The sequence below is a fragment of the Pseudomonas sp. 7P_10.2_Bac1 genome (assembly GCF_025465935.1).
In the GTDB taxonomy this organism is placed as follows: Bacteria; Pseudomonadota; Gammaproteobacteria; order Pseudomonadales; family Pseudomonadaceae; genus Aquipseudomonas.
Genome location: NZ_JANLNV010000067.1, coordinates 1 through 25882, shown reverse-complemented (window position 1 = coordinate 25882; position 25882 = coordinate 1). Strand labels below are relative to the sequence as shown.

Genomic DNA, 25882 nt, shown 5'->3' with positions numbered 1-25882 from the left:
GAGCGTCTATAGTTCAAGTCAATCGATACCTGAACCAGGAGCTACCCCATGGTCGTGACTTCTCACGCTTCAGCTGACGGCAATCAACTGACCATCGCCATCAAGGGTCGGTTTGACTTTGGCAAGCATCAGGCTTTTCGCGATGCCTACGAAAAGAGCGAAGTAACACCCGACTCGATTGTCGTGGACTTAAAAGAAGCCACCTACATCGACAGTTCTGCTTTGGGCATGCTGTTGCTGCTGCGCGAACACGCCGGTGGCGATGATGCCGATATCCATGTGGTCAATAGCAATACCGATGTGCGCAAAATCCTCGCGATCTCCAATTTCGACAAGTTGTTCGACATTTCGTGAACCCGCCGCTCGCGTCCGGCTTGACGGTGCTGATCGCTGAAGACAGCGCCACGGATCGGCTGTTGTTGTCCAGTATCGTGCAGCGTCAGGGCCACACGGTGTTGCTGGCCAAGAACGGTGCCGAAGCAGTGGAGCTGTTTCGCCAGCAGCGTCCGCAACTGGTGTTGATGGATGGCCTGATGCCGGTGATGGATGGCTTCGAGGCGACTCGCCAGATCAAGGCGCTGGCCGGTGAAGTGTTAGTGCCGGTGATCTTCCTGACCTCACTCAGCCATGTCGACGCACTGGCCCGCACCCTTGAAGCGGGCGGTGATGACGTACTGCTCAAACCGTATAATCCGATGCTGCTCGCGGCCAAGATCACCGTGATGGATCGCCTGCGTCGCCTGCAGGAGACCGTGCTGCAACAGCGCGACCTGATCGCCCGGCACAACGTGTACCTGCTCAATGAGCAGCGCGTGGCCAAGGCGGTGTTTGATCGGGTGGCGCACTCCGGTTGCCTGAGCGCGCCGAACATCCAGTACCGGCAGTCGCCCTATGCCTTGTTCAACGGTGACCTGTTGCTGGCCGCCCATACCCCGTCTGGCGATACCCATTTGCTGCTGGCCGACTTCACCGGCCACGGTTTGCCCGCGGCCATTGGGGCAATGCCGCTGGCGGAGGTGTTCTACAGCATGACGGCAAAAGGGTACGGCCTGGGCGAAATGCTTCGTGAAATGAATGCCAAGCTCAAACGCATCCTGCCCGTTGACATGTTTTGTTGTGCCGCCGTGGTGTGTGTCAGTGCCCTGCGCCGCAGCCTGGAAGTCTGGAGCGGCGGCATGCCGGACGGTTATTTGCACACCCAGGCCACGGGGCAACGCACGGCGCTGGCTTCCCGGCATTTACCGCTCGGGGTGTTGAAGGCCAAGGCGTTTGATCATTCCACCCAGGTGTTGCCGATGCTGCCTGGCGACCAACTGTTCTTACTGACCGATGGCGTGACCGAAACCACTGCTGCAGATGAGCAGATGTTTGGGGTGGAGCGGTTGCAGCGCGTGCTGGAGGCCAATCGCGATCCGCAGCACTTGCTGGATGAAGTGGAACAAGCGCTGCGCGATTTTCGCGGCCAGACCCGTGATGACGTCAGCATGGTGCAGATCACCTCGCAGGTCCCGCAAAACCTGGGCACGCCTGCGATGCTTTATACCGACAGCGGCCAATGCAGCCCGCTCGACTGGGGCGCCCGTTTCGAGTTTCGGGCTTCGACGCTGAAACAGTTCAACCCGCTGCCTTACTTGCTGCACATGCTGATGGAGGTGCATGGCTTGCGTGCGCAAGGGGCACAGATCCATGCGGTGCTGTCCGAGCTTTATAGCAATGCGCTGGAGCATGGGGTGTTAGGGTTGGATTCTCGGCTCAAGCGAGACGCAAAAGGTTTTGCAAAATATTACCAACTGCGTAACAAACGCCTGGATGCGCTGACAAATGGTTACGTCTGCGTGTCCATGCAAGTGGTTCCCGAGTGCCGAGGCGGGCGCTTGACACTTCACGTAGAAGACAGCGGGCCGGGCTTTGACGTTACCAGAATGCTGTCCCGGCCCCTGGTTCTGGACCGTCTATCGGGCCGTGGTTTGAGTGTGGTACGCCAGCTCTGCCCGTCAGCACGTTGGTCCGACGAGGGTCGTAAGGCGACCGTAGAGTTTTTATGGGAGGCTCTGGCATAATCCGAACATTCTTGATCAAGGAGTGAACAAGTGTCTGATATTCATATGGATCAGCAAGTCATTAGTTCTTTGCGAGAGGTCATGGAAGGCGGGTACGCAGATCTGCTCGACACCTTTCTTTCCGATTCCGACGAGCGCCTCATCGAGCTGCACAAGGCTGAGAGAGCGCGAGAAACCAACGAACTGACCCAGGCTGCTCATAGCTTCAAAGGCAGTAGCAGCAACATGGGTGCCACGCGATTGGCGCTGCTATGCGGTCAACTCGAAGAGCGTGCGCAAAAAAAGCAACTGGCGGGCATTAAAGAGCTGGTGGTCAAAATCGATCACGAGTATCAAATGGTGCGCCGACTGTATTGCGCCGAACGCCAGCGGGTTGGCGCCTCTGATCTCGTTTCCGGAGGTTGACGGTAAAGCTGGCCCGAACCTTGCTCTGTCTCTACTACCTGTACCGATGCCTGCCGTACAGCGGAGACTTTGCCCATGCCACTCGCCGCCAACCCGTTCCTTCAGACTCCCGCCGTCGCTGCGCCCAAAGCCGCGCCCGGCATAGCTGCACAGCCTGACGTCGAGCCCGTGCAAGCGGGGGGCGAGCCGTTTTCCAAGGTCTACGCCAAAGCGTCTGACATCACCTCAGGTGTCTCCAGCAGCAAGCCTGCGATCGCACGAGATGCGAGTAATAACAGCGCTCCAAACCCATCGCCTGCCATTGCCGATAGCGGCAAACCCTTGCCTGGTGGCAAGCCTCAAAGCACCGATCAAGATGACACGCCGGTCAAACCTGGCGATGGCCTGCCGACTCCCCAATTGACACCGCCTGCTGTGCAAGCGCCACCGGCGGTTGTAGAAGCGCCTGCGCCAGTTGCCCCGCCGCAGACAGATGAGCAAGCCGCGCAACGGGTTGCCGCTAGTCTGGCGGTGCAAGCGCCGCCACCGCCTGTGGTTGATGACACATTTGATCCGCAAGCCGATCCGCTGGATGACCTGCCCGCTGTGCGCCTGGCAATGGAGCAGGGCGGCCATGTGTCTGCCAGCAGCCAGTCACCGGCTAAAAATGCTCAACCCGACAACCTGGCTAGCGCCAGCCAAGGCCAGCCGAACGTGATTGCGCAGATGCTTGAGCCTGAAGCCGATGCCTCCAGCACGGGTGAGGGCGGTGAAAAAGCCTTCAAGGGCTTGGTGGATGACGGCCTCAAAGACCTCAAAAGCGCTTCCAGCGACACCCGTGTCGATGACTTTGCCAATCGTTTGGCTGCGCTAACCCAGGCGGCCGTGCCGAAAACCGCCAATGCGCTGCCGGTCAATCAGCCGTTGGCCATGCACCAGAGCGGCTGGACGGACGACATCGTCAACCGGGTGATGTACTTGTCCAGTGCCAACCTCAAATCGGCGGACATTCAGTTGCAACCGGCTGAGCTTGGGCGTCTGGATATTCGAGTGAACGTGGCGGCGGACCAGTCGACCCAAGTCAACTTTGTCAGCGGCCATGCGGCTGTGCGTGAAGCGCTGGACAGCCAGATGCATCGCCTGCGTGACATGCTTGCCCAGCAGGGCATGGGCCAGGTCGACGTCAACGTGTCGGACCAATCGCGCAGTTGGCAGGGGCAAGGCCAGGAGCAACAAGCCCAGCAGCGCTCCCAGGCCAGTGGCGGGCGCCTTGACGACGACACTCCGCTGGCGGCCCCCGAACCCGTAGCCCCTAGTATCGTGCTGGGCACCAGCGCCGTGGACTACTACGCCTGAACCCCAAATGGCCCTGTACAAGCGCGCTTGCCTCGCGATCTTTTGATCTCTTAAAAGATCGCAGCCTGCGGCAGCCCCATCAGGGTTCTGGCATAACACTTGCTCTGCCTAGCCATGCACCTGTGAAAACCCAAAAGTGACGGATTATTGGCATGGCGACGAGCGACGCACTGAAGGACCCCGCCGTTAAAGGCAAACTCAAGCTGATTATCCTCGTGGTAGTCGCGCTGTTGCTGGCGATCGGTCTGTCGGTGGGTGCCACCTGGTATTTCATGAGCGGCGAGAAAAGCGCCGAGCCGCCAGTGGCCGAATCCAGCGTCAAGCGCCCGGCCATCTACGAGCCGCTGCCGCCCGCCTTTGTGGTGAACCTCAATGACAACGGCCGCCAGCGCTATCTGCAAGTGAGCATCACCTTGCAGGCGCGCGATCAAAATGAGCTCAATGCCCTCAAGGTGCATATGCCGGTGATCCGCAACAACCTGGTCATGCTGTTCTCGGGTCAGACCTTTGACAGCCTCGCCACCCCGGTGGGCCAGGAAATGTTGCGTCAGAAAGCCACTGCCAGCGTGCAGGAAGTGGCGCAAAAAGAACTCGGCAAAGTGGTTATTGATCAGGCTCTCTTTACTAACTTTGTATTGCAGTAGGACCACGACATGGCCGTGCAAGACCTGCTGTCCCAGGATGAGATTGACGCGCTGTTGCATGGCGTCGATGACGGTCTGGTACAGGCCGAAGTGACTGCCGATCCCGGCAGTGTCAAAAGTTATGACCTGACCAGTCAGGACAGGATTGTCCGGGGCCGCATGCCGACCCTGGAAATGATCAACGAACGGTTCGCCCGTTACACCCGCATCAGTATGTTCAACATGCTGCGCCGTTCCGCAGACGTGGCGGTGGGCGGGGTGCAGGTCATGAAGTTCGGTGAGTACGTGCACTCGCTGTACGTGCCCACCAGCCTCAACCTGGTCAAGATCAAGCCATTACGCGGTACGGCCTTGTTCATCCTCGACGCCAAGTTGGTGTTCAAGCTGGTGGACAACTTTTTTGGTGGTGACGGCCGTCACGCCAAAATCGAGGGCCGTGAATTCACCCCTACCGAATTGCGTGTCGTGCGCATGGTGCTGGAGCAGGCCTTCGTCGATTTGAAGGAAGCCTGGCAGGCGATCATGGAAGTCAATTTCGAGTACATCAACTCGGAAGTGAACCCGGCCATGGCCAACATCGTCGGCCCTAGCGAAGCGATTGTGGTGTCGACCTTCCACATCGAACTCGATGGCGGTGGCGGCGACCTGCACGTGACCATGCCGTACTCGATGATCGAGCCTGTGCGCGAAATGCTCGATGCGGGCTTCCAGTCCGACCTCGACGACCAGGATGAGCGCTGGAGCAAGGCCCTGCGCGAAGACGTGCTGGACGTCAGTGTGCCGCTGAGTGCCACCGTGGCCCGGCGCCAATTGCGCCTGCGTGACATTTTGCACATGGCGCCCGGCGACGTGATCCCGATTGAATTGCAGGATGAACTGGTGATGCGCGCCAATGGCGTGCCCACGTTCAAGGTCAAACTGGGTTCGCACAAAGGCAATCTGGCCTTGCAAGTGCTGGAACCCATCGTTCGGCGCTAAGGCCCGAAACCCACGTATTTGTTCATTGAGGACAGCTGATGGCTAACGAACACGACACAAGCGCCGCCGACCAGGCGTTGGCCGATGAATGGGCCGCTGCGCTCGAAGAGACCGGCGATGTGGGCCAGGCCGATATCGACGCACTGCTGGCGGCCGATGAGGCGAAAAAACCGGCCTCCAACCGCTTGCCCATGGAAGAGTTCGGCAGCGTGCCGCGCAACAACGATCCGGTATCGCTGGACGGTCCCAACCTGGACGTGATTCTGGATATTCCGGTATCGATCTCCATGGAAGTGGGCAGTACCGACATCAACATTCGTAACCTGCTGCAACTTAACCAGGGCTCGGTGATCGAACTGGATCGCCTGGCGGGTGAGCCGCTGGACGTGCTGGTCAACGGCACGCTGATTGCCCATGGCGAAGTGGTGGTGGTCAACGAAAAGTTTGGCATCCGTCTCACCGACGTGATCAGCCCAAGCGAACGCATCAAGAAGCTGCGCTAAGTGAAGCGGATTCTCGGCGGTTTACTGGCGCTCCCGCTCAGCGCCCTGGCAGCAGAACCGGTGGCAAGCACCGCGACCGCGGTTGCGCCCGTGGCCGCCACCAGCCTGGGCGGGCAGTTGACGCAACTGGTGCTGGGGTTGCTGCTGGTGCTGGGGCTGATCTTCGCCCTGGCCTGGTTGTTACGCCGGGTTCAGCAAGGGGGGGCTCGCCAGGGGCAAGTTATCGAACTGATCAGTTCGCGCGCCTTGGGCACCCGTGACCGGCTGGTGCTGGTGCAAGTGGGCAGCGAGCAGATTCTGCTCGGCCTTACGCCGGGCCGTATCACCCCGTTGCACGTGCTGAAAGAGCCGGTAGCAATGCCGGACAATACGCAAACGACCACGCCTGAGTTCGCCAAGCGACTGATGGAAGCCCTCGGCCAGCAAAAGGACAAGTCGTAATGCGTTTAGTTGTCGCACTGTTGTTGGCGTTGCTCGCGCCAGCCGCCTTGGCGGCCGACCCGCTGTCGATTCCGGCGATCACCCTGGGCACCGGCGCCAACGGGCAGCAGGAATACTCGGTCAGCCTGCAAATCCTGCTGATCATGACCGCCCTGAGTTTTATCCCGGCGTTCGTGATGCTGATGACCAGCTTTACGCGGATCATCATCGTGTTTTCGATTCTGCGTCAGGCGCTGGGGCTGCAACAGACCCCGTCCAACCAGATCCTCACCGGCATGGCGCTGTTTCTGACGCTGTTCATCATGGCGCCGGTGTTCGACAAGGTGAACCGTGATGCCCTGCAGCCGTACCTGGCGGAAAAACTCACGGCCCAGGATGCGATCCTCAAGGCAGAAGGGCCGATCAAGGACTTTATGCTGGCCCAGACCCGTACCAGCGACCTTGAGTTGTTCATGCGTTTGTCCAAGCGCACCGACATCCCGACGCCCGATGCGGCGCCGTTGACCATTCTGGTACCGGCCTTCGTCACCTCTGAACTTAAAACCGCATTCCAGATCGGCTTTATGATCTTCATCCCGTTCCTGATCATCGACCTGGTGGTGGCCAGTGTGCTGATGGCCATGGGCATGATGATGCTCTCGCCGTTGATCATCTCGTTGCCGTTCAAAATCATGTTGTTTGTACTGGTGGACGGTTGGGCGCTGATTATCGGCACCCTGGCCGGTAGCTTCGGCGGAGTGTGAGCCCATGACCCCAGAAGTCGCAGTTGATCTGTTTCGAAGCGCTTTGTGGCTGACCACAATGATGGTCGCAGTGCTGGTGATCCCCAGTTTGCTGGTGGGCCTGCTGGTGGCCATGTTTCAGGCAGCGACCCAAATCAACGAGCAGACCTTGAGCTTCCTGCCGCGTCTGCTGGTGATGCTGGTCACCTTGATCGTGGCCGGGCCGTGGCTGGTGCAAACCTTTATGGAATACATCCTGCAGTTGTACGGCAGTATTCCGCAGTTGATCGGCTAAATGTCGCTCCTGGCCCTGACGGACGCGCAGATCAGCACCTGGGTCGCCAGCTTTATGCTGCCGCTGTTCCGGGTGGGCGCGGTGCTGGCCACCATGCCGATCATCGGTACGCCGCTGGTGCCTAAGCGCATCAAGCTGTTTCTGGCCTTGGCGATCACCCTGGCGATCATGCCCAGCTTGCCGCCGCTGCCCACCGTCAACCCGCTGGACCTTAGCGGCCTGATGCTGATTGCCGAGCAAATCGTCATCGGTGCTTTGCTGGGCTTCTCGCTGCAGCTGTTTTTCCAGGCGTTTGTGGTGGCTGGGCAAATCGTCGCGGTGCAGATGGGTATGGGCTTCGCCTCCATGGTCGACCCGGCCAACGGGGTTAACGTGGCGGTGATCGGGCAATTTTTCACCATGCTGGTGACCCTGTTGTTTTTGTCCATGAACGGCCATTTGGTGGTGTTTGAAGTGCTCACCGAGAGCTTCACCACCTTGCCGGTGGGCGGCGGGTTGATGACCAATCACTATTGGGAAATCGCCAACAAGCTGGGCTGGGTACTGGGTGCGGCGCTGTTGCTGGTGCTGCCGGCCATCACCGCCTTGCTGGTGGTCAACATCGCCTTCGGCGTCATGACCCGTGCGGCGCCGCAACTCAACATCTTCGCCATTGGTTTTCCGCTGACCCTGGTGCTGGGCATGGTCATTCTGTGGATCAGCATGGCTGACATTCTCAACCAGTATCAGCCGCTGGCCTCTGAGGCCTTGCAGTTTTTACGTGAACTGGCACAGGCGAAATAGCCATGGCAGAAAGCGAGAGCGGCGCCGATAAAACAGAAGACCCCACGGAGAAACGAAAAAAAGACTCCAGGGAAAAGGGCGAAATCGCGCGCTCCAAAGAACTCAATACCTTGGCGATCATGCTCGCGGGATCGGCCGGGCTGCTGATCTTTGGCGGGGCGCTGGCCGAAGACCTGATGCAAGTGATGCGCTACAACTTCAGCATCAGCCGCGAAACCTTATACAACACCGACTCCATGGCGGCCTTCCTGCTGTACTCCGGCAAAATCGCCCTGATCGCCTTGCAGCCGGTGCTGATCACCTTGTTGATCGCCGCCATCGTCGGGCCAATCGCCCTGGGCGGCTGGTTGTTTGCCGCGGGTAGCCTGGCACCCAAATTCAGCCGCATGAACCCGCTGGCGGGGCTAAAGCGAATGTTCTCGGCCAAGGCGCTGGTGGAGCTGCTCAAGGCGCTGGCCAAGTTTTTCATCATCTTGATCGTCGCCTTGCTGGTGTTGAACTCCGACATCGATGACCTGCTGCGCATTGCCCATGAGCCATTGGAGCTGGCGGTGGTCCACAGCCTGCAAGTGGTGGGCTGGAGTGCCTTGTGGATGGCCTGCGGGTTGATCCTGATCGCGGCTGTCGACGTGCCGGTGCAGCTATGGGAAAGCCACAAAAAACTGCTGATGACCAAGCAGGAAGTGCGCGACGAACACAAGGACCAGGAAGGGCGGCCCGAGGTTAAACAGCGCATTCGCCAGGTGCAGCGCGAAATGTCCCAGCGCCGCATGATGAGCGCCATCCCCGATGCCGACGTGATCATCACCAACCCGACGCACTACGCCGTAGCCCTCAAATACGACCCCGAAAAGGGCGGGGCGCCGATGTTGCTGGCCAAGGGCAGCGACTTTCTGGCGCTGAAGATTCGAGAAATCGGCGCAAAGCATGACATCTTGCTGCTGGAGTCTGCGGCGCTGGCGCGCTCGATCTACCATTCCACCGAGCTTGAGCAGGAGATCCCGGCCGGGCTGTACCTGGCGGTGGCGCAGGTGTTGGCGTATGTGTACCAGATCCGCCAGCACCAGGCGGGCAAGGGCAAACGGCCTGATCCATTGAAAGACCTGCCAATACCGCCGGACTTGCGGCGTGATGATTAGATTGGCAGTCAAGACCTGACAAGCGGCGATCTATTGCAGACTAACTGTCATTTTTGACAGTAGATGCTTTTTGCAAACCTGCTTAACTTGTGACGTCGAGTGCTTTTTTGGTTCGTGTGCAGGCAACGGAGATGCGCGATGTCGATTGAGTTAATCCTTATCCCCAATGGCTCCATCAAAACCTGTGCGCTGAGCGATACGCAACAAAAGGCCAAGGTTGATCTTGAGGGGTTGTTCCCCAAGTTTCCGGCGTTGGACGGTACGTTCGCGATCTTTTGGCTGGACCAGCTTGAAGACCGCCACATAGTGGGCTTCACCACAGAAGGCAGCAATTTGCTGGCTGTTATTTCGCTGCCTACGGTGCCGCACAGTTGTGGGCGGGAGCAGTACTACAGGGCAATCATGGAACGCTGCTACAAAGAGCGTGAGTCGATCTTGTCGTTTATGCGCAAGTCCTTGAGTTTCGAGGGCATAAACGGGCGGTGCGTGCGCAGTTTCATCCTCTACAAACTCATCCGTCAGTTGCAGGTGGACAGCGTGCCGGTCTGGGAAGAACACCCGCATGTGCGTGACGGGCGCTGTGGGGCCATTTTGATTGGTGGCAGCGGCACTGAGCGCTACGAGCCGAATCGCAAGATAGACGTGGTGTTTGGTTCAAACAGCAGCGCCTGCCTGGTGATCGACTTGGGCGAATGGCGCTGGAACTGAGCCGGCCCCCCCTTACTTCGCCAAAGCCAGATCAAAAGATCGCGAGACGAGCTCGCTCCTACAGATATTGGCGTTTGCCCTCATGGCGACCAGGTTTGGCGACGATGGGGGCTTTTGCTTTTAGCCATTGGGCATAACTTCTGACGAATTCAGCTTGCATCCCGCTTTACTGATCGATCGCAACGCGCCACTGGCTGTGTTGCATGCCAAAGACCGGTGTAACCACACCATCCTGTAGGAGCGAGCTCGTCTCGCGATCTGTTGATCTTGATCCACAGCCAAGTGAAGGTGTTGCGCAGTAGGTGTTCCGGCAAGGCATTTCAAGATCAAACGATCGCGAGACGAGCTCGCTCCTACAGATGTTGGCGATTGCCCTCATGGCGATCAGGTTTGGTGACGATGGGGGCTTTTGCTTTTAGCCATTGGGCATAACTTCTGACGAATTCAGCTTGCATTCCGCTTTACTGATCGATCGCAACGCGCCACTGGCTGTGTTGCATGCCAAAGACCGGTGTAACCACACCCTCCTGTAGGAGCGAGCTCGTCTCGCGATCTGTTGATCTTGATCCACAGCCAAGTGAAGGTGTTGCGCAGTAGGTGTTCCGGCAAGACATTTCAAGATCAAACGATCGCGAGACGAGCTCGCTCCTACAGATGTTGGCGTTTGCCCTCAGGCGATCAGGTTTGGTGACGATGGGGGCTTTTGCTTTTAGCCATTGGGCATAACTTATGACGAATTCAGCTTGCATCCCGCTTTACTGATCAATCGCAATGCGCCACAGGATGTGTTGCATGCCAAAGACCGGTGTAACCACACCCTCCTGTAGGAGCGAGACAAGCTCGGTCCTACAGATGTTGGCGTTTGCCCTCATGGCGATCAGGTTTGGTGACGATGGGGGCTTTTGCTTTTAGCCATTGGGCATAGCTTATGACGAATTCAGCTTGCATCCCGCTTTACTGATCAATCGCAATGCGCCACAGGATGTGTTGCATGCCAAAGACCGGTGTAACCACAACCCCTGTAGGAGCGAGCTTGTCTCGCGATCTGTTGATCTTGATCCACAGCCAAGTGAAGGTGTTGCGCAGTAGGTGTTCCGGCAAGACATTTCAAGATCAAACCATCGCGAGGCCAGCCTGCTCCTACAATTTGAGCTGCCCCCCAAAAGTTGGAAGGCTTCTTGCAATGGCAGGCTTCTAGACGCATCTGGCGTCAAAAGTTTGCTAAAGGTTTACGCATGTCACTGGATCGCTCTCAGTTAATCAACACCGCACGCAACGGTCTGGCCGGTTTGGGTCAGGGGCAGTTGGGCGTGCCGCTGTTGTTGCTGGTGATGCTGGCAATGATGATGTTGCCAATCCCTGCGTTCCTGCTCGATGTGTTCTTCACGTTCAACATCGCGCTGTCGATTGTGGTGCTGCTGGTGTGTGTGTATGCGCTGCGGCCCCTGGATTTCGCGGTGTTCCCCACCATTTTGCTGGTGGCGACGCTGATGCGGCTGGCGCTCAACGTGGCCTCGACCCGGGTTGTCATGCTCCACGGCCAGGAAGGCCACGCCGCAGCCGGTAAGGTAATCCAGGCCTTCGGTGAGGTGGTCATCGGCGGCAACTACGTGGTCGGTATGGTGGTGTTCGCGATTTTGATGATCATCAACTTCGTGGTAGTCACCAAGGGTGCCGGGCGAATTTCCGAAGTGAGCGCGCGCTTTACCCTCGATGCCATGCCCGGCAAACAAATGGCGATCGACGCCGACCTCAACGCCGGGCTGATCGACCAGAACCAGGCCAAGCAGCGCCGTCAGGAAGTCGCCCAAGAGGCCGAGTTCTACGGTTCCATGGACGGTGCCAGCAAGTTCGTGCGCGGGGACGCCATCGCCGGTCTGCTGATTCTGTTTATCAACCTGATCGGCGGCATGGCAGTCGGCATTTTCCAGCACAGCATGAGTTTCAGCGAAGCGGGCAAGGTCTACGCCTTGCTGACCATCGGTGACGGCCTGGTGGCGCAATTGCCGTCGCTGCTGCTATCGACCGCCGCCGCGATCATGGTCACCCGGGCTTCGGGCTCCGAAGACATGGGCAAGCAGATCAACCGGCAGATGTTTGCCTCGCCCAAGGCGCTGGCGGTGTCGGCAGGCTTGATGGCGGTCATGGGGATCGTGCCGGGCATGCCGCATATTTCTTTCCTCAGCCTGGCAGCTGTGGCCGGTGGCGCCGCTTACTGGATGTGGAAAAAGCAAAACGTGGCCAAGGCTCAGGCTCTGCAGGAAGTGCAGCGTCAGCAAGAGCTGTTGCCTTCGCCGGCCCGCGCCCAGGAAACCAAGGAGCTGGGCTGGGATGACGTGACGCCCATCGACATGATCGGCCTGGAAGTGGGCTATCGCCTGATCCCGCTGGTGGACCGCAATCAGGGCGGGCAGTTGCTGGCGCGGATCAAGGGCGTACGTAAAAAGCTGTCCCAGGACCTGGGCTTTTTGATGCCCACCGTGCACATTCGCGACAACCTCGATCTGGCGCCCAGTGCCTATCGCCTGACGCTCATGGGGGTGATTTTGGCCGAGGCCGAGATTTACCCGGACCGCGAACTGGCGATCAACCCCGGCCAAGTGTTTGGCACCCTCAACGGGATTACCGCCAAAGATCCGGCCTTTGGTCTGGAAGCAGTGTGGATTGAGGTCAGCCAGCGCAGTCAGGCGCAATCGCTGGGCTATACCGTAGTGGATGCCAGTACGGTGGTGGCGACGCACCTCAACCAGATTCTGTACAAGCATTCCCATGAGCTGATTGGTCATGAAGAAGTGCAGCAACTGATGCAGCTGCTGGCCAAATCGTCGCCCAAATTGGCGGAAGAGTTGGTGCCGGGCGTGCTGAGCCTGTCGCAATTGCTCAAAGTGTTGCAGGCGCTACTGGCCGAGCAGGTGCCGGTCCGCGACATTCGCAGCATTGCCGAGGCCGTCGCCAACAATGCCCATAAGAGTCAAGATACTGCCGCTTTGGTTGCCGCCGTGCGGGTCGGCTTGTCCCGCGCCATCGTGCAAAGCATTGTCGGCGTTGAGTCTGAGCTGCCTGTGATCACCTTGGAGCCAAGGTTGGAACAAATATTGCTCAATAGTTTGCAGAAGGCCGGCCAAGGTCAGGAAGACGGTGTGTTGCTGGAGCCAAGCATGGCTGAAAAACTCCAGCGTTCGCTGATCGATGCTGCTCAGCGTCAGGAGATGCAAGGTAACCCGGTGATCTTGCTGGTGGCAGGCCCGGTACGCGCGATGCTTTCGCGGTTTGGCCGCTTGGCGGTGCCTAACCTGCACGTGCTGGCGTACCAGGAAATCCCTGACAACAAGCAAGTGACGATCGTTGCGACAGTAGGCCCTAACGGCTGAGGGTTTGATTTATGCAAGTGAAGCGATTTTTCGCCGCCGACATGCGTCAGGCCATGAAACTCATTCGTGATGAATTGGGCGCTGATGCCGCCATTATTGGCAATCGCCGGATCGCCGGTGGCGTGGAATTGACCGCGGCACTGGACTACAAGCTGTCTGCGTTGGCACCGCGTGTGCCCAACGTTGAGCTGGAAGAAGAACTGCGCAAGACCCAATCGAAGATTGTTTCGGCCCAGGCTGAGCTGAGCTTGCGTGCAGAAGGCGACACCGAAGCCAGCCGCCAATTGTTTGCAGGCCTGCCGCTGACCGCTGCCGAGCCCTTGATTGAGCCACGGCTGGAAGAGCCGTCACGGCCCACGCCGCCTCCGGCCGCCGCGCCCTCGATTGACCAGCGTGTGTTTGACGACATGCGCAATGAACTCAATGGTCTGCGCGAATTGCTTGAAGTGCAGTTGGGCTCGTTGGCCTGGAACCAGTTGCAAGGCTCCAGGCCCGAGCAGGCCAACTTGTGGCGACGCTTGCAGCGCATCGGTTTGTCCGGTCCGTTGTCACACGATTTGTTGACCCAGGTGGCCGGCATTGAAGACCCGCGCCAAGCCTGGCGCATGTTGCTGGCGCACCTGGCGCGCATGATAACGACCCCTGAACTGGAGCCGCTGGAAGAGGGCGGAGTGATCGCGATGGTCGGTCCTGCAGGCATGGGCAAAACCACAACGCTGGCCAAGCTGGCGGCACGCTATGTACTCAAGTACGGCGCGCAAAACATTGCATTGGTGAGCATGGACAGCTTTCGTATCGGCGCCCAGGAGCAGCTTAAAACCCTGGGGCGCATTCTCAATGTACCGGTGACCCACGTGGCCCCCGGCCAGTCGTTGGGCCAGACCCTGGAGCCGCTAGCGCGCAAGCGCGTCGTGCTGGTTGATACCGCGGGCCTGCAGGCCAGTGACCCGGCGTTGCGCCTGCAACTGGACAGCCTTGCGGGGCGCGGGATCAAGGCCCGCAATTATCTGGTGCTGGCCACCACGAGCCAGAAGCAGGTGCTGTCAGCGGCTTACCTCAGTTACAAGCGGTGCGGGCTGGCAGGTTGCATCCTGACCAAGCTGGATGAAACAGCGAGCCTGGGCGAAGTGTTGAGCCTGGCGATCAGCAATGAACTGCCCGTGGCGTACCTCACGGACGGTCCGCGGATTCCCGATGACTTGCACTTGCCGCGTCGCCACCAGTTGGTGAGCCGGGCGGTGAGTGTGCAAATGCAGGAAGAACCCAGCGAAGAAGCCATGGCCGATATGTTCGCTGACATCTACCACAGCCCGCCCAAACGGGTGGGTTAGGGTAGAGATGAATACGTTGCAATGTACCTACATTGATGGTCTGCACAGTGTTGTTCCTGGGGGAACACGCAGCACTCTCTGTAGCCGCGTCTAAGTAAGACAAGGTAAAAAAAGATCATGGGCAGCATGCATCCCGTACAGGTGATCGCAGTGACCGGCGGCAAGGGTGGCGTCGGTAAAACTAACGTGTCAGTCAATTTGTCCATCGCGCTGGCCGAACTGGGCAGGCGCGTCATGTTGATGGACGCCGATCTGGGGTTGGCGAATGTTGATGTCCTGTTGGGGCTGACACCGAAATTTACCCTGGCCGATGTGGTCGAGGGGCGCTGTGAGCTGCGTGATGTCTTGCTCCAGGGGCCCGGTGGGATTCGCATAGTGCCGGCAGCGTCCGGCACCCAGAGCATGGTGCAGTTGAGCCCGGCGCAACACGCGGGGTTGATCCAGGCGTTCAGCGACCTGAGCGACAACCTGGATGTGCTGGTGATTGATACCGCTGCCGGGATCGGCGAGTCCGTGGTCAGCTTTGTCCGCGCCGCCCAGGAAGTGCTGCTGGTGGTGTGCGATGAGCCCACTTCGATCACCGACGCCTACGCGTTGATCAAGTTGCTCAACCGCGACTACGGCATGAATCGTTTCCGGGTACTGGCCAATATGGCCCAGAGCCCGCAGGAAGGACGCAACCTGTTCGCCAAGCTGACCAAGGTCACCGACCGCTTTCTCGACGTTGCCCTGCAATATGTGGGCGCTGTGCCGTACGACGAGTGCGTGCGCAAGGCCGTGCAAAAGCAACGCGCCGTGTACGAAGCTTTCCCGCGTTCCAAATGCTCGCTGGCGTTCAAGGCCATTGCGCAAAAAGTCGATACGTGGCCTCTGCCGGCAAACCCGCGCGGCCATCTGGAATTCTTTGTCGAACGCTTGGTACAGCAAGCGGGTGGAGGACGAGTCTGATGACTGCCAGCGGCTATCGCATGTACAGCAAGCCGTCGCGTGACAGCCAATACGAGCTGATCGAGCGCTATGCGCCGTTGGTCAAGCGCATCGCGTATCACCTGTTGGCGCGTTTGCCGGCCAGTGTCCAGGTGGACGACCTGATCCAGGCCGGGATGATCGGCCTGCTCGAAGTGTCGAGCAAGTACGACGCCAGCAAAGGCGCGAGTTTTGAGACTTACGCCGGTATTCGTATACGCGGCGCGATGCTCGATGAAGTGCGCAAAGGGGACTGGGCGCCGCGCTCGGTGCACCGCAATACGCGCATGGTCAGTGACGCAATTCGCGTTATTGAAGCAAAAACCGGCTGTGACGCTAAAGATCACGAGGTTGCGGCCGAACTCCAGTTAAGCCTTGATGATTATTACGCCATCTTGAACGACACCCTGGGCAGTCGTCTGTTCAGTTTCGACGATCTGCTGCAGGACGGTGAGCACGAAGGTCTGCATGAAGATGGCGCGAGTGCCCATCTTGAGCCGTCGCGAGACCTGGAAGACGAACGCTTCCAGGCCGCGCTGGCCGAGGCGATCAGTTTGCTGCCCGAGCGTGAGCGGCTGGTGTTGGCGCTGTACTACGACGAAGAGCTCAACCTCAAGGAAATCGGTGAGGTACTGGGGGTGAGCGAGTCGCGTGTCAGCCAGTTGCACAGCCAGTGCGCGGCCCGTCTGCGCGCACGTTTGGGGCAGTGGCGAGCGCATTGAACCCCCCGTAACGAGCTTGTCTCGCGGTCTTTCAAACGATCAAAAGATCGCGAGGCAAGCTCGCTCCTACGGGTTTAGATGTGCAACAAACCGAATTGATTGAATGGCGCGGTCCCGTTGTGAACGCGTTTAAGACTGCTGGAGGTCGAATTGGACAAGAACATGAAAATCCTCATCGTTGATGATTTTTCAACGATGAGGCGGATCATTAAAAACCTGTTGCGTGACCTCGGGTTCACCAACACGATTGAGGCCGATGACGGTACCACTGCCATCCCGATCCTCAACCTGGGGCACATCGACTTTCTGGTGACCGACTGGAACATGCCGGGCATGACCGGTATCGATTTGCTGCGCCATGTACGCGCCGACGAAAAACTCAAACACCTGCCGGTACTGATGGTGACGGCCGAAGCCAAGCGCGAGCAGATCATCGAGGCTGCCCAAGCCGGGGTGAACGGTTATGTGGTCAAGCCATTCACCGCTATCGCACTCAAAGACAAGATCGAAAAGATCTTTGAACGCATCGGTTGAACGGTTCCCCGGGGGGCGCTATGGAGCGGCAACAAGCAACAACGGGCGAATTTGAATCGACCCTGAAAAAACATGCTCACGAACTGGTCGAAAGCCTGGAAAAAGGCCAGTTCGGTGACGCGGTCCAGCTGATTCACGAACTGAACCAGACCCGTGATCGCGGCCTGTATAGAGAAGTCGGCAAGCTGACGCGTGAGTTGCACAACGCCATCGTCGATTTTCATATTGACCCGACCATGCCGCGCGCCGAAGAGGTGTCGCAGATCACGGATGCGACCGAGCGCCTGGCGTATGTTGTGAAACTCACGGAAGCCGCCGCTAACCGGACCATGGATCTGGTCGAGAACTGCACGCCGTTGGTCAATGGCCTGGGCCAGGAAGCCAAGGCCTTGAGCGCCGATTGGGGGCGTTTTATGCGTCGCGAAATCGGTGCTGAAGAGTTTCGCGACCTGGCGCGTCGGGTAGACAGTTTTTTGACGCGCAGCGAAGCCGAGCAGCAGATCGTGTCCAGTAACCTGACTGACATTCTGCTGGCCCAGGATTACCAGGACCTCACCGGTCAAGTGATCAAGCGGGTCACGCAGTTGGTCACCGACGTCGAGCAGAACTTGCTCAAGCTGGTGCTGATGGCCAGCCAGGTCGACCGCGTTGCCGGGATCGAACATGACCACGACGCGTTGCGTGCAGAAAATAAATCGCAAAAAAACCTGACTCAGGGTGAAGGTCCGCAGATTCATGCCGATAAGCGTAGTGACGTCGTATCCGGCCAGGATGATGTAGACGATTTGCTGTCCAGTTTAGGTTTCTAGGTCTTGAGTAGGCGTGCGGGCGCTGACGTCCGGCGCTGAAAGGTCCTCCCTCAAGGAGCACACACATGAGCTTCGGCGCCGATGAAGAAATCCTTCAGGATTTTTTGGTTGAGGCCGGCGAAATTTTAGAGTTGCTGTCTGAACAACTGGTCGAGCTTGAGAGCCGCCCGGATGACGCTGACTTGCTCAATGCTATTTTTCGCGGTTTTCACACTGTAAAAGGAGGCGCCGGCTTCCTGCAGCTCAATGAGTTGGTGGAGTGCTGCCACATCGCCGAGAACGTGTTCGACATCCTGCGCAAGGGTGAGCGCCACGTGGACGCGGAGTTGATGGACGTGGTGCTGGAAGCGCTGGACGCGGTCAACGCAATGTTTGCCCAGGTGCGCGAGCGCAGCCCGATCACGGCCGCGTCCCCTCAATTGCTGGCGGCCCTGGCACGCCTGGCCGAGCCGGCTGACGTCAGCGTATCGACCCCGGCGCCCGCAGCGTCTGCGCCGGTGGTTGAAGCCGCACCCAACGATGACATCGGCGATATTACCGACAACGAATTCGAACAACTGCTCGACTCGCTGAATGCCGTCAAGGCCGATGCGGCCGCAGAGCTGCAGGCCACAGACGCTGCAGCCCTGAATGACGAAATCAGCGACGCCGAGTTCGAGTCCCTGCTTGACCAGTTGCACGGCAAGGGCAAGTTCTCCCCGGATGCGGTCACCACAAGCGTGACGGATCCAGCGCCGGCTGAGCCCGCTGCGGCCAGCCATGAAATCACCGACGATGAATTCGAAGCGCTGCTGGACCAGCTGCATGGCAAGGGTTCGTTCAGCGCCGATGCTCTGGAGGCGGTCGCTGCAGCACCCGCAACAGTGGCCGACGAGCCGGCGGCGCAAGTGCCAGCCGATCACATTACCGATCAGGAATTTGAAGCGCTGCTCGACGAACTGCATGGCAAGGGCCAGTTTTCGGTCGACAGCCCTGTGGTCGCTGCGACCGTCAGTGCAGGGGCGAGCGCAGCCAGCACAGCGGCCGTGCAGGCTCCGATCGCCAGCAAGCCCGAAGCCAAGGCGCCGGCTGCGCGCCCGACACCTGCGCGGCCCGCGCCGCCGCCCCAGGAAAAACCCGTGGCTTCGGAAGCCGAAACCACGGTTCGGGTAGACACCGCACGGCTCGACGAGATCATGAACATGGTCGGCGAACTGGTGCTGGTGCGTAACCGTCTGGTGCGACTGGGCCTGAACATCCACGACGAAGCCATGGCCAAGGCGCTGTCCAACCTCGATGTGGTCACCGCTGATCTGCAAACCTCGGTCATGAAGACCCGCATGCAGCCGATCAAGAAAGTCTTCGGGCGGTTCCCGCGTCTGGTCCGCGATCTGGCCCGCCAGCTGAAAAAGGAAATCAGCCTGGAGCTGGTCGGCGAAGAAACCGATCTCGACAAGAACCTGGTGGAAGCACTGGCCGACCCGCTGGTGCACTTGGTGCGCAACGCGGTTGACCACGGCTGTGAAACCCCCGAAGAACGCGAAGCCGCTGGCAAGTCGCGGTGCGGGAGGGTGGTGTTGTCGGCTGAGCAGGAAGGCGACCATATCTTGCTGTCGATCTCGGACGACGGCAAAGGCATGGACGCCAACGTGTTGCGCGCCATTGCGGTGAAAAAAGGCCTGATGGACAAGGATGCCGCTGACCGTCTGAGCGAAAACGACTGCTACAACCTGATCTTTGCCCCGGGTTTCTCGACCAAGACCGAAATCTCCGACGTGTCGGGGCGTGGCGTGGGCATGGACGTGGTGAAAACCAAAATTGCCCAGCTCAATGGTTCGCTTGCCATTGAGTCGACCTTGGGCAAAGGCTCGAAGATCGTCATCAAGGTGCCGCTGACCCTGGCGATCATGCCGACCCTGATGGTCATGCTCGGCAACCAGGCGTTCGCCTTCCCGCTGGTCAATGTCAACGAAATTTTCCACCTCGACCTGTCGCGCACCAACGTGGTGGACGGCCAGGAAGTGGTGATTGTGCGCGACAAGGCACTGCCGCTGTTCTATCTCAAGCGCTGGCTGGTGGCCTCGGCCGTGCACGAAGAGCAGCGCGAAGGGCATGTTGTGATTGTGTCGATTGGCACCCAGCGTATCGGCTTTGTGGTCGATCAACTGGTGGGCCAGGAAGAGGTGGTCATCAAACCGTTGGGCAAAATGCTTCAGGGCACGCCGGGCATGTCGGGCGCCACCATTACCGGTGACGGTCGCATTGCCTTGATCCTGGACGTGCCGAGCATGCTCAAGCACTACGCCTCGCGGCGTATTTGATTCTGGTTGCAGGGGGCGCCAGCGCACCCCGGCGCCTAACGGAGTGTTTATGGTAGTCAAGGTCCTGGTGGTGGACGATTCAGGTTTTTTCCGCCGCCGAGTGTCGGAAATACTGTCGGCCGACCCGACGATAAACGTGATCGGCACCGCCACCAATGGCAAGGAAGCCATTGATCAAGCGTTGGCGCTCAAGCCTGACGTGATCACCATGGACTATGAAATGCCGATGATGGATGGCATTACTGCGGTGCGTCACATCATGCAGCGCTGCCCGACGCCGGTGTTGATGTTTTCATCGCTGACCCATGAAGGCGCCCGCGTCACCCTCGATGCGCTGGACGCCGGGGCCGTGGACTTTCTGCCGAAGAACTTCGAAGACATTTCGCGCAACCCCGAGAAGGTCAAGCAACTGCTGTGTGAGAAGGTCCACACCATTTCGCGCAGCAATCGCCGCCTGTCCAGCTACAGCGCCGCGTCACCCGCCCCGGTGGCCGCGCCCGTCAGCCGCGCGCCTGCACCTGTGCCAACGTCTTCGCCAACCCGTACGCCACCGATTGCCAGCCGCCCAGCCCCGGCTGCGGTGCCGCACTCACCCGCGCCCAAGCGCAAGCCTTACAAACTGGTGGCCATTGGCACGTCGACCGGTGGTCCGGTGGCCTTGCAACGAGTGCTGACCCAATTGCCGGGCAACTTTCCGGCGCCCATCGTACTGGTGCAGCACATGCCGGCAGCGTTCACCAAAGCCTTTGCCGAACGTCTGGACAAACTGTGCCGCATCACCGTCAAGGAAGCCGAGGACGGCGACACCCTGCGCCCGGGGCTGGCCCTGTTGGCGCCGGGGGGCAAGCAAATGATGATCGACGGACGAGGTGCGGTAAGAATTCTGCCGGGCGATGAGCGCCTGAACTACAAGCCCAGCGTCGACATTACCTTTGGCTCTGCGGCCAAAACTTACGGCGACAAAGTTTTGGCGGTTGTCTTGACCGGCATGGGCGCCGATGGCCGTGAAGGCGCGCGCTTGCTCAAACAGGGCGGCAGCCAGGTGTGGGCACAGGATGAGGCGAGCTGTGTGATCTATGGCATGCCGATGGCCATCGTCAAGGCCAACCTGGCCGACGCGGTGTACAGCCTCGATGACATGGGTCGTCACTTGGTCGAGGCGTGCCACTGATGGACGTGCTCAGCCTGATCGGCATCATCATGGCCTTTGTCGCCATTATCGGCGGCAATTATCTGGAAGGGGGTCACCTGGGCGCGCTGGCCAACGGCCCGGCGGCGCTCATCGTGCTGGGTGGCACCATTGGCGCGGCGCTGTTGCAGTCGCCGATGAGCGCCTTCAAGCGGGCGATTCAGACCGTGCGCTGGATTTTATTTCCGCCGCACATCGACATGGCAGGCGGTATCAACCGGGTCGTCAACTGGAGCCTCACCGCGCGCAAGGAAGGTTTGCTGGGGCTCGAAGGCATGGCCGATGCCGAGCCCGACAGTTACTCGCGCAAGGGCCTGCAATTGCTGGTCGACGGGGTTGAACCCGAAGCCATTCGCAGCGTGCTGGAAGTGGATTACATGACCCAGGAAGCCCGTGATATTGAGGCGGCCAAGGTGTTTGAATGCATGGGCGGTTATGCGCCGACCATCGGCATCATCGGCGCGGTGATGGGCCTGATCCATGTGATGGGCAACCTGGCCGACCCAAGCCAGCTGGGCAGCGGCATTGCCGTGGCGTTTGTGGCGACCATCTACGGGGTGGCCAGTGCCAACCTGGTGTTGTTGCCGATTGCCAGCAAACTCAAGGCCATCGCCATGCGCCAGTCGCTGTACCGCGAGATGTTGCTCGAAGGCATTCTGTCGATTGCCGAGGGTGAGAACCCGCGGGCCATCGAACTCAAACTCCAAGGGTTTACGGGGTAACGATGAGCCGTCGCCGCCGCGCTGCCGAAGAGCACGTCAATCACGAACGCTGGCTGGTGTCCTACGCGGACTTCATCACCTTGTTGTTTGCTTTTTTTGTAGTGATGTATTCGATCTCATCGATTAACGAAGGCAAGTACAAGGTGATTTCCCAGGCGCTGGTGGGGGTGTTCAATGACACCGAACGCAGCATCAAGCCGATCCCGGTGGGCGAGGAGCGCCCGCTGACCACCAAGCCCGCCGAGCCACTGATCAAAGACAGTGAAAACACCGACGCAGGGTTGGGGCAGGCGCAGGACGATCCACTCAAAACCATTGCCAATGAAATCACCCAGGCCTTTGGCGATCTGATTGCTTCCAATCAGCTCACGGTGCGTGGCAACGAGTTGTGGGTCGAGATCGAACTCAACTCCAGCCTGCTGTTTGGCAGTGGTGACGCGATGCCCAGTGACCTGGCGTTCAACATCATCGACAAGGTGGCGGCGATTCTCAAACCTTTCGACAACCCGATTCACGTCGAAGGCTTTACCGATAACCTGCCGATCCGTACTGCGCAATATCCCACCAACTGGGAACTGTCGTCGGCACGCTCGGCGAGCATTGTGCGCATGCTGGCCATGCAAGGTGTCGACCCCGGACGCATGGCGTCGGTGGGTTATGCCGAGTACCAGCCGGTGGCCAATAACGGCACGCCTGAAGGGCGTGCGCTCAACCGTCGAGTGGTTCTGGTGGTGTCGCGCAATCTGGACGTTCGCCGCAGCTTGACCAGCAGCGGCACCGCCAACGTCACACCGGATGCCGCCTTGATGCGTGCTGGCACACAAACTGCACCGCCTCGATCAACGCCGTTGGTTCGTGGGAATGCCGTCAATTCCCCGTCACCGTCCCTATAAGTGCATGGCAATTCTCGGTCGGCACGCGTGCAACCGGGAGGAATAACCGAATGAGAGTCTGGACAGTAGCTAATCAAAAAGGTGGAGTCGGCAAGACCACCACATCCATCGCCCTGGCGGGTTTGCTGGCTGAGGCGGGCAAGCGCGTGGTCGTGGTCGACCTCGATCCGCATGGCTCCATGACCAGTTACTTCGGTTATGACCCCGATGCCCTTGAGCACAGCAACTACGACCTGTTTTTACATAAGGGCCAAGTGCCTGACGGGTTGACCGCGCAATTGCTGTTGCCCACCAGCAACGAGCAGATTGCCTTGTTGCCCGCCAGCACCGCGCTGGCCACGCTGGAGCGCCAGTCGCCGGGCCAGAGTGGCCTGGGCCTGGTGATTGCCCGGGGTCTGGCGCAGCTGTGGCAAGACTACGATTACGCCATCATCGACAGCCCGCCGTTGCTTGGCGTCCTGATGGTCAATGCCTTGGCGGCCAGCCAGCAGTTGATCATCCCGGTGCAAACCGAGCACTTGGCCCTCATGGGTCTGGAGCGCATGGTCAATACGCTGGCGATGATCAATCGCTCGCGCAAACAGGCGTTGCCGTTCTGCATTGTGCCGACCCTGTTTGACCGTCGCACCCAAGCCTCGATGAGTACGTTGCGGGTGTTGCGTGATTCGCACCCCGAAACGCTGTGGCAGGGTTTTATCCCGGTTGACACGCGGCTGCGCGATGCCAGCCGGGCAGGGCTGACCCCGTCGCAGTTCGACAGCAAAAGCCGTGGCGCAATTGCGTATCGCGCGTTGCTCAAACATATGTTGACCCAGCAACTCGCACCGCAAGCGGTGTGAGCTGGGCGTGCATTCAAGTATCTGCATGGCACGGCCGATAACCTTGACAGGTAAAGGTCGCGCCAGGGTTGAGTGAGGCACCTGATGAAGCAACCGGTCGCGCTGACTGCAAGCCCACAAGTGGCGTTGCAGTCCTATCTGGACAACTTGCTGTTTGATGCCACCGAGCAAGTACCGGCGCAGGAACCGCCAGCGGCCGTGCCCGAACCCGAAGCGCTGGACGACTTCGCCGCCGCGGTGCTTGAAGAGCAGGTTCGCGATGCTCGTACGGTGACCCAGGAGCCGCCAGTGGCGCTCGCGTTGCCGTTGGCCGAGGTGCTGCCCGATGGCGGATTACTGACGCCGCCGGTGTTGGAGGTGCAACGATCGGTTGCCTTTGGCACTCGCTTGCCGGTGCAGGACGATCGTCGCCCAGCCTGGGCCAGCGAGCCGTTCGAGTGCTTATTGTTCGATGTGGCGGGGCTGACGCTCGCAGTACCGCTTATCTGCCTGGGCTCGATTTACTCGTTGCAAGGCCGTGAACTGACCCCGCTGTTCGGCCAGCCCGAATGGTTTTTGGGGATCCTGCCGAGCCAGAGCGGCAAGCTCAACGTGCTGGACACGGCGCGCTGGGTGATGCCCGAGCGCTACCGCGATGATTTTCGCGAGGGGCTGCAATACGTTATTTCGGTACAGGGCTATGAATGGGGACTGGCGGTGCATCAAGTCAGCCGTGCCTTGCGCCTGGACCCCAACCAGATCAAATGGCGTTCGCAGCGCGGGCAGCGCCCGTGGTTGGCGGGTACCGTGATCGAACACATGTGCGCATTGCTGGATGTGGCCGAACTGGCGCAATTGATCGCCAGCGGTGCGACCCGGCACACGACAGACGCCGCGCAGCAGACAGACACGTAAATCGCCCGGCTTTGGCGCGGGTAGATCACACACACCGTTAAGGTTTTTAGTCAGGGGTTTGGGGTATGAACAAATCAGCCGCACAGGGTTCCGAAGATCCGATCTTGCAATGGGTCACCTTCAAGCTGGACAACGAGACCTACGGCATCAATGTGATGCAAGTACAGGAAGTGCTGCGTTACACCGAAATCGCCCCGGTGCCGGGTGCGCCTTCTTACGTTTTGGGCATCATCAACCTGCGCGGCAACGTAGTGACCGTCATCGACACCCGCCAGCGTTTTGGCTTGCCGGGTACTGATGTCAGCGATAACACCCGCATTGTCATCATCGAGGCTGACAAGCAAGTGGTCGGTATTCTGGTCGACAGCGTGGCTGAAGTGGTGTATCTGCGTCAGTCTGAAATCGAAACGGCGCCCAATGTGGGCAATGAAGAGTCGGCCAAGTTCATTCAGGGCGTGTGCAACAAGAACGGCGAGTTGCTGATTCTGGTCGAGCTGAACAAAATGATGACCGAAGAAGAGTGGTCAGACCTGGAGAACATGTGATTGATGCTTGAGGTGGCGGTAATCGTGCTGGGCCTTCTATGGGCCGCAACCGTGGGCGCCATGGTGGTCTACGTGCGCAAGCAGCGCGTGCTCGCCGCCCGCCAGGCTGCGGCTGATGCCCAGCGCGACCGTCGCCTCAAGGAACTTGGCCGTCGTTTGGACACCTACCAGAACGGCAACGTGCAAATGGGTGAAGAACTGCATGAAATGCGTTCGGTGGTGGCTCCTTTACCGGAAAAACTGACCCGTCTGGAACAGCGTGACCCCACCAGCCTGTCATTCGATCAGGCGGCCCGACTGGTCGGCATGGGCGCCAGCATCGACGAATTGACCCAATCATGCGGTCTGACCCAGGCCGAGGCCGAGTTGATGAGCAAGATGCACAAGGGCTGACATTCGAAGCGCTTGTCGAACATAGCCCACCCGGCAGTTGATCTGGCTGTTGATCTGGCTTGTGATCTAGATGTTAAAGGCCCCATTAAACCCTGCTGGCCGAGCGCAGGTTTTGCGTAGTGGGTAACCCGGCAGGACGCCGGGTTAGCCGCGACACGGCCATGGATGGCCGATCGCGGCGTGCCCACGGAGCAAGGCCTGTGGTGAGGGTATGCCGAGCCACAGCGAGGCACCGAGGGGTAGGGGCAAGAGCGTTTTGGTTACTTTGCCGCTTTTGCAAAGTGACACGCCGTAAGGGCGTAACCCCAAGTGGCCGTTACTCATCGAATGGATATGTACTCAATCATTCTTTCATTGCCGC

At 59.4% G+C, this 25882-nt stretch carries 27 protein-coding genes; all 27 read left to right on the top strand.

The window, feature by feature from the left end; all coding sequences use genetic code 11:
* Window positions 1-48 precede the first annotated feature (48 nt).
* The 27 genes from NTD86_RS14075 (at window position 49) to NTD86_RS13945 (ending at window position 25521) form a co-directional block, all read left to right on the top strand.
* Window positions 49-354 carry an STAS domain-containing protein gene (locus tag NTD86_RS14075; RefSeq protein WP_262203096.1) on the top strand — a complete coding sequence of 102 codons (306 nt, stop codon included), beginning with the start codon at window positions 49-51 and terminating at the stop codon, window positions 352-354.
* Window positions 351-2060, top strand: coding sequence for a fused response regulator/phosphatase (locus tag NTD86_RS14070; RefSeq protein ID WP_262203095.1), 1710 nt, complete (start codon window positions 351-353; stop codon window positions 2058-2060). The genes NTD86_RS14075 and NTD86_RS14070 overlap by 4 nt, the downstream gene beginning before the upstream one ends.
* A 30-nt stretch (window positions 2061-2090) precedes the next feature.
* Window positions 2091-2465: an Hpt domain-containing protein gene (locus tag NTD86_RS14065; protein WP_262203093.1), complete on the top strand. Its 375-nt coding sequence runs from the start codon at window positions 2091-2093 to the stop codon at window positions 2463-2465.
* Window positions 2466-2540: 75 nt separating this feature from the next.
* Window positions 2541-3800 (top strand): flagellar hook-length control protein FliK, encoded by a 1260-nt coding sequence (locus tag NTD86_RS14060; protein ID WP_262203092.1) that lies wholly within the window; start codon window positions 2541-2543, stop codon window positions 3798-3800.
* Window positions 3801-3952: 152 nt separating this feature from the next.
* Window positions 3953-4444 (top strand): flagellar basal body-associated protein FliL, encoded by a 492-nt coding sequence (gene fliL, locus NTD86_RS14055; RefSeq protein ID WP_262203090.1) that lies wholly within the window; start codon window positions 3953-3955, stop codon window positions 4442-4444.
* A gap of 9 nt (window positions 4445-4453) precedes the next feature.
* Window positions 4454-5422 (top strand): flagellar motor switch protein FliM, encoded by a 969-nt coding sequence (gene fliM, locus NTD86_RS14050; protein WP_262203089.1) that lies wholly within the window; start codon window positions 4454-4456, stop codon window positions 5420-5422.
* Window positions 5423-5460: 38 nt separating this feature from the next.
* Window positions 5461-5925, top strand: coding sequence for a flagellar motor switch protein FliN (fliN, locus tag NTD86_RS14045; protein WP_262203088.1), 465 nt, complete (start codon window positions 5461-5463; stop codon window positions 5923-5925).
* Window positions 5926-6366 carry a flagellar biosynthetic protein FliO gene (gene fliO, locus NTD86_RS14040; protein ID WP_262203086.1) on the top strand — a complete coding sequence of 147 codons (441 nt, stop codon included), beginning with the start codon at window positions 5926-5928 and terminating at the stop codon, window positions 6364-6366.
* Window positions 6366-7109, top strand: a complete 744-nt coding sequence (gene fliP / locus NTD86_RS14035; RefSeq protein WP_262203085.1) for a flagellar type III secretion system pore protein FliP — start codon at window positions 6366-6368, stop codon at window positions 7107-7109. The genes fliO and fliP overlap by 1 nt, the downstream gene beginning before the upstream one ends.
* Before the next feature lie 4 nt (window positions 7110-7113).
* Entirely contained in the window at window positions 7114-7383 is a 270-nt protein-coding gene (gene fliQ, locus NTD86_RS14030) for a flagellar biosynthesis protein FliQ (RefSeq protein WP_122783012.1), read from the top strand.
* A complete protein-coding gene (fliR, locus tag NTD86_RS14025; RefSeq protein ID WP_262203082.1) occupies window positions 7384-8166 on the top strand; it encodes a flagellar biosynthetic protein FliR in 783 nt (260 codons plus the stop codon).
* A 2-nt stretch (window positions 8167-8168) separates the two neighbouring features.
* Window positions 8169-9305 (top strand): flagellar biosynthesis protein FlhB, encoded by a 1137-nt coding sequence (gene flhB, locus NTD86_RS14020; RefSeq protein WP_262203080.1) that lies wholly within the window; start codon window positions 8169-8171, stop codon window positions 9303-9305.
* Window positions 9306-9443: 138 nt separating this feature from the next.
* Window positions 9444-10013, top strand: coding sequence for a hypothetical protein (locus tag NTD86_RS14015; RefSeq protein ID WP_262203079.1), 570 nt, complete (start codon window positions 9444-9446; stop codon window positions 10011-10013).
* A gap of 1241 nt (window positions 10014-11254) precedes the next feature.
* A complete protein-coding gene (gene flhA, locus NTD86_RS14010; RefSeq protein ID WP_262203120.1) occupies window positions 11255-13384 on the top strand; it encodes a flagellar biosynthesis protein FlhA in 2130 nt (709 codons plus the stop codon).
* An 11-nt stretch (window positions 13385-13395) separates the two neighbouring features.
* Window positions 13396-14715, top strand: a complete 1320-nt coding sequence (gene flhF / locus NTD86_RS14005; RefSeq protein WP_262203077.1) for a flagellar biosynthesis protein FlhF — start codon at window positions 13396-13398, stop codon at window positions 14713-14715.
* A 117-nt stretch (window positions 14716-14832) separates the two neighbouring features.
* The gene (fleN, locus tag NTD86_RS14000; RefSeq protein WP_262203076.1) at window positions 14833-15663 is read left to right on the top strand and encodes a flagellar synthesis regulator FleN; all 831 of its coding nucleotides are present in this window, start codon (window positions 14833-14835) and stop codon (window positions 15661-15663) included.
* Complete coding sequence (gene fliA / locus NTD86_RS13995; RefSeq protein ID WP_262203118.1) at window positions 15660-16403, top strand: RNA polymerase sigma factor FliA; 744 nt, start codon at window positions 15660-15662, stop codon at window positions 16401-16403. Before fleN ends, fliA begins: the two co-directional genes overlap by 4 nt.
* A 162-nt stretch (window positions 16404-16565) precedes the next feature.
* Window positions 16566-16937 carry a chemotaxis response regulator CheY gene (locus NTD86_RS13990; RefSeq protein ID WP_262203074.1) on the top strand — a complete coding sequence of 124 codons (372 nt, stop codon included), beginning with the start codon at window positions 16566-16568 and terminating at the stop codon, window positions 16935-16937.
* A gap of 20 nt (window positions 16938-16957) precedes the next feature.
* Window positions 16958-17746: a protein phosphatase CheZ gene (locus tag NTD86_RS13985; RefSeq protein WP_262203073.1), complete on the top strand. Its 789-nt coding sequence runs from the start codon at window positions 16958-16960 to the stop codon at window positions 17744-17746.
* A gap of 65 nt (window positions 17747-17811) precedes the next feature.
* Window positions 17812-20046: a chemotaxis protein CheA gene (locus tag NTD86_RS13980; protein ID WP_262203071.1), complete on the top strand. Its 2235-nt coding sequence runs from the start codon at window positions 17812-17814 to the stop codon at window positions 20044-20046.
* Window positions 20047-20095: 49 nt separating this feature from the next.
* A complete protein-coding gene (locus tag NTD86_RS13975; protein WP_262203069.1) occupies window positions 20096-21217 on the top strand; it encodes a chemotaxis response regulator protein-glutamate methylesterase in 1122 nt (373 codons plus the stop codon).
* Window positions 21217-21957: a flagellar motor protein gene (locus NTD86_RS13970; RefSeq protein ID WP_262203067.1), complete on the top strand. Its 741-nt coding sequence runs from the start codon at window positions 21217-21219 to the stop codon at window positions 21955-21957. Before NTD86_RS13975 ends, NTD86_RS13970 begins: the two co-directional genes overlap by 1 nt.
* Window positions 21958-21959: 2 nt before the next feature.
* Entirely contained in the window at window positions 21960-22850 is an 891-nt protein-coding gene (gene motD, locus NTD86_RS13965; RefSeq protein ID WP_262203066.1) for a flagellar motor protein MotD, read from the top strand.
* 50 nt (window positions 22851-22900) lie between these two features.
* Window positions 22901-23689 carry a ParA family protein gene (locus NTD86_RS13960; RefSeq protein WP_262203064.1) on the top strand — a complete coding sequence of 263 codons (789 nt, stop codon included), beginning with the start codon at window positions 22901-22903 and terminating at the stop codon, window positions 23687-23689.
* 84 nt (window positions 23690-23773) lie between these two features.
* Window positions 23774-24583 carry a CheW domain-containing protein gene (locus NTD86_RS13955; protein ID WP_262203063.1) on the top strand — a complete coding sequence of 270 codons (810 nt, stop codon included), beginning with the start codon at window positions 23774-23776 and terminating at the stop codon, window positions 24581-24583.
* 65 nt (window positions 24584-24648) lie between these two features.
* Window positions 24649-25128 (top strand): chemotaxis protein CheW, encoded by a 480-nt coding sequence (locus NTD86_RS13950; protein WP_262203062.1) that lies wholly within the window; start codon window positions 24649-24651, stop codon window positions 25126-25128.
* Entirely contained in the window at window positions 25129-25521 is a 393-nt protein-coding gene (locus tag NTD86_RS13945; RefSeq protein WP_262203060.1) for a DUF2802 domain-containing protein, read from the top strand. It abuts the gene before it with no gap.
* Window positions 25522-25882: the final 361 nt, after the last annotated feature.

What these genes read in the sequence shown, in the direction of transcription:
- flhB (WP_262203080.1), top strand. Translation starts at nt 8,169, where the DNA reads ATGGCAGAAAGCGAGAGCGGCGCCGATAAAACAGAAGACCCCACGGAG.
- NTD86_RS13985 (WP_262203073.1), top strand. Translation starts at nt 16,958, where the DNA reads ATGGAGCGGCAACAAGCAACAACGGGCGAATTTGAATCGACCCTGAAA.
- NTD86_RS13950 (WP_262203062.1), top strand. Translation starts at nt 24,649, where the DNA reads ATGAACAAATCAGCCGCACAGGGTTCCGAAGATCCGATCTTGCAATGG.
- NTD86_RS13955 (WP_262203063.1), top strand. Translation starts at nt 23,774, where the DNA reads ATGAAGCAACCGGTCGCGCTGACTGCAAGCCCACAAGTGGCGTTGCAG.
- fliQ (WP_122783012.1), top strand. Translation starts at nt 7,114, where the DNA reads ATGACCCCAGAAGTCGCAGTTGATCTGTTTCGAAGCGCTTTGTGGCTG.
- NTD86_RS14075 (WP_262203096.1), top strand. Translation starts at nt 49, where the DNA reads ATGGTCGTGACTTCTCACGCTTCAGCTGACGGCAATCAACTGACCATC.
- fliL (WP_262203090.1), top strand. Translation starts at nt 3,953, where the DNA reads ATGGCGACGAGCGACGCACTGAAGGACCCCGCCGTTAAAGGCAAACTC.
- NTD86_RS14015 (WP_262203079.1), top strand. Translation starts at nt 9,444, where the DNA reads ATGTCGATTGAGTTAATCCTTATCCCCAATGGCTCCATCAAAACCTGT.
- NTD86_RS13975 (WP_262203069.1), top strand. Translation starts at nt 20,096, where the DNA reads ATGGTAGTCAAGGTCCTGGTGGTGGACGATTCAGGTTTTTTCCGCCGC.
- flhF (WP_262203077.1), top strand. Translation starts at nt 13,396, where the DNA reads ATGCAAGTGAAGCGATTTTTCGCCGCCGACATGCGTCAGGCCATGAAA.
- motD (WP_262203066.1), top strand. Translation starts at nt 21,960, where the DNA reads ATGAGCCGTCGCCGCCGCGCTGCCGAAGAGCACGTCAATCACGAACGC.
- fliN (WP_262203088.1), top strand. Translation starts at nt 5,461, where the DNA reads ATGGCTAACGAACACGACACAAGCGCCGCCGACCAGGCGTTGGCCGAT.
- NTD86_RS13990 (WP_262203074.1), top strand. Translation starts at nt 16,566, where the DNA reads ATGAAAATCCTCATCGTTGATGATTTTTCAACGATGAGGCGGATCATT.
- fliP (WP_262203085.1), top strand. Translation starts at nt 6,366, where the DNA reads ATGCGTTTAGTTGTCGCACTGTTGTTGGCGTTGCTCGCGCCAGCCGCC.
- NTD86_RS13970 (WP_262203067.1), top strand. Translation starts at nt 21,217, where the DNA reads ATGGACGTGCTCAGCCTGATCGGCATCATCATGGCCTTTGTCGCCATT.
- fleN (WP_262203076.1), top strand. Translation starts at nt 14,833, where the DNA reads ATGGGCAGCATGCATCCCGTACAGGTGATCGCAGTGACCGGCGGCAAG.
- NTD86_RS13960 (WP_262203064.1), top strand. Translation starts at nt 22,901, where the DNA reads ATGAGAGTCTGGACAGTAGCTAATCAAAAAGGTGGAGTCGGCAAGACC.
- NTD86_RS13980 (WP_262203071.1), top strand. Translation starts at nt 17,812, where the DNA reads ATGAGCTTCGGCGCCGATGAAGAAATCCTTCAGGATTTTTTGGTTGAG.
- fliM (WP_262203089.1), top strand. Translation starts at nt 4,454, where the DNA reads ATGGCCGTGCAAGACCTGCTGTCCCAGGATGAGATTGACGCGCTGTTG.
- NTD86_RS14060 (WP_262203092.1), top strand. Translation starts at nt 2,541, where the DNA reads ATGCCACTCGCCGCCAACCCGTTCCTTCAGACTCCCGCCGTCGCTGCG.
- fliR (WP_262203082.1), top strand. Translation starts at nt 7,384, where the DNA reads ATGTCGCTCCTGGCCCTGACGGACGCGCAGATCAGCACCTGGGTCGCC.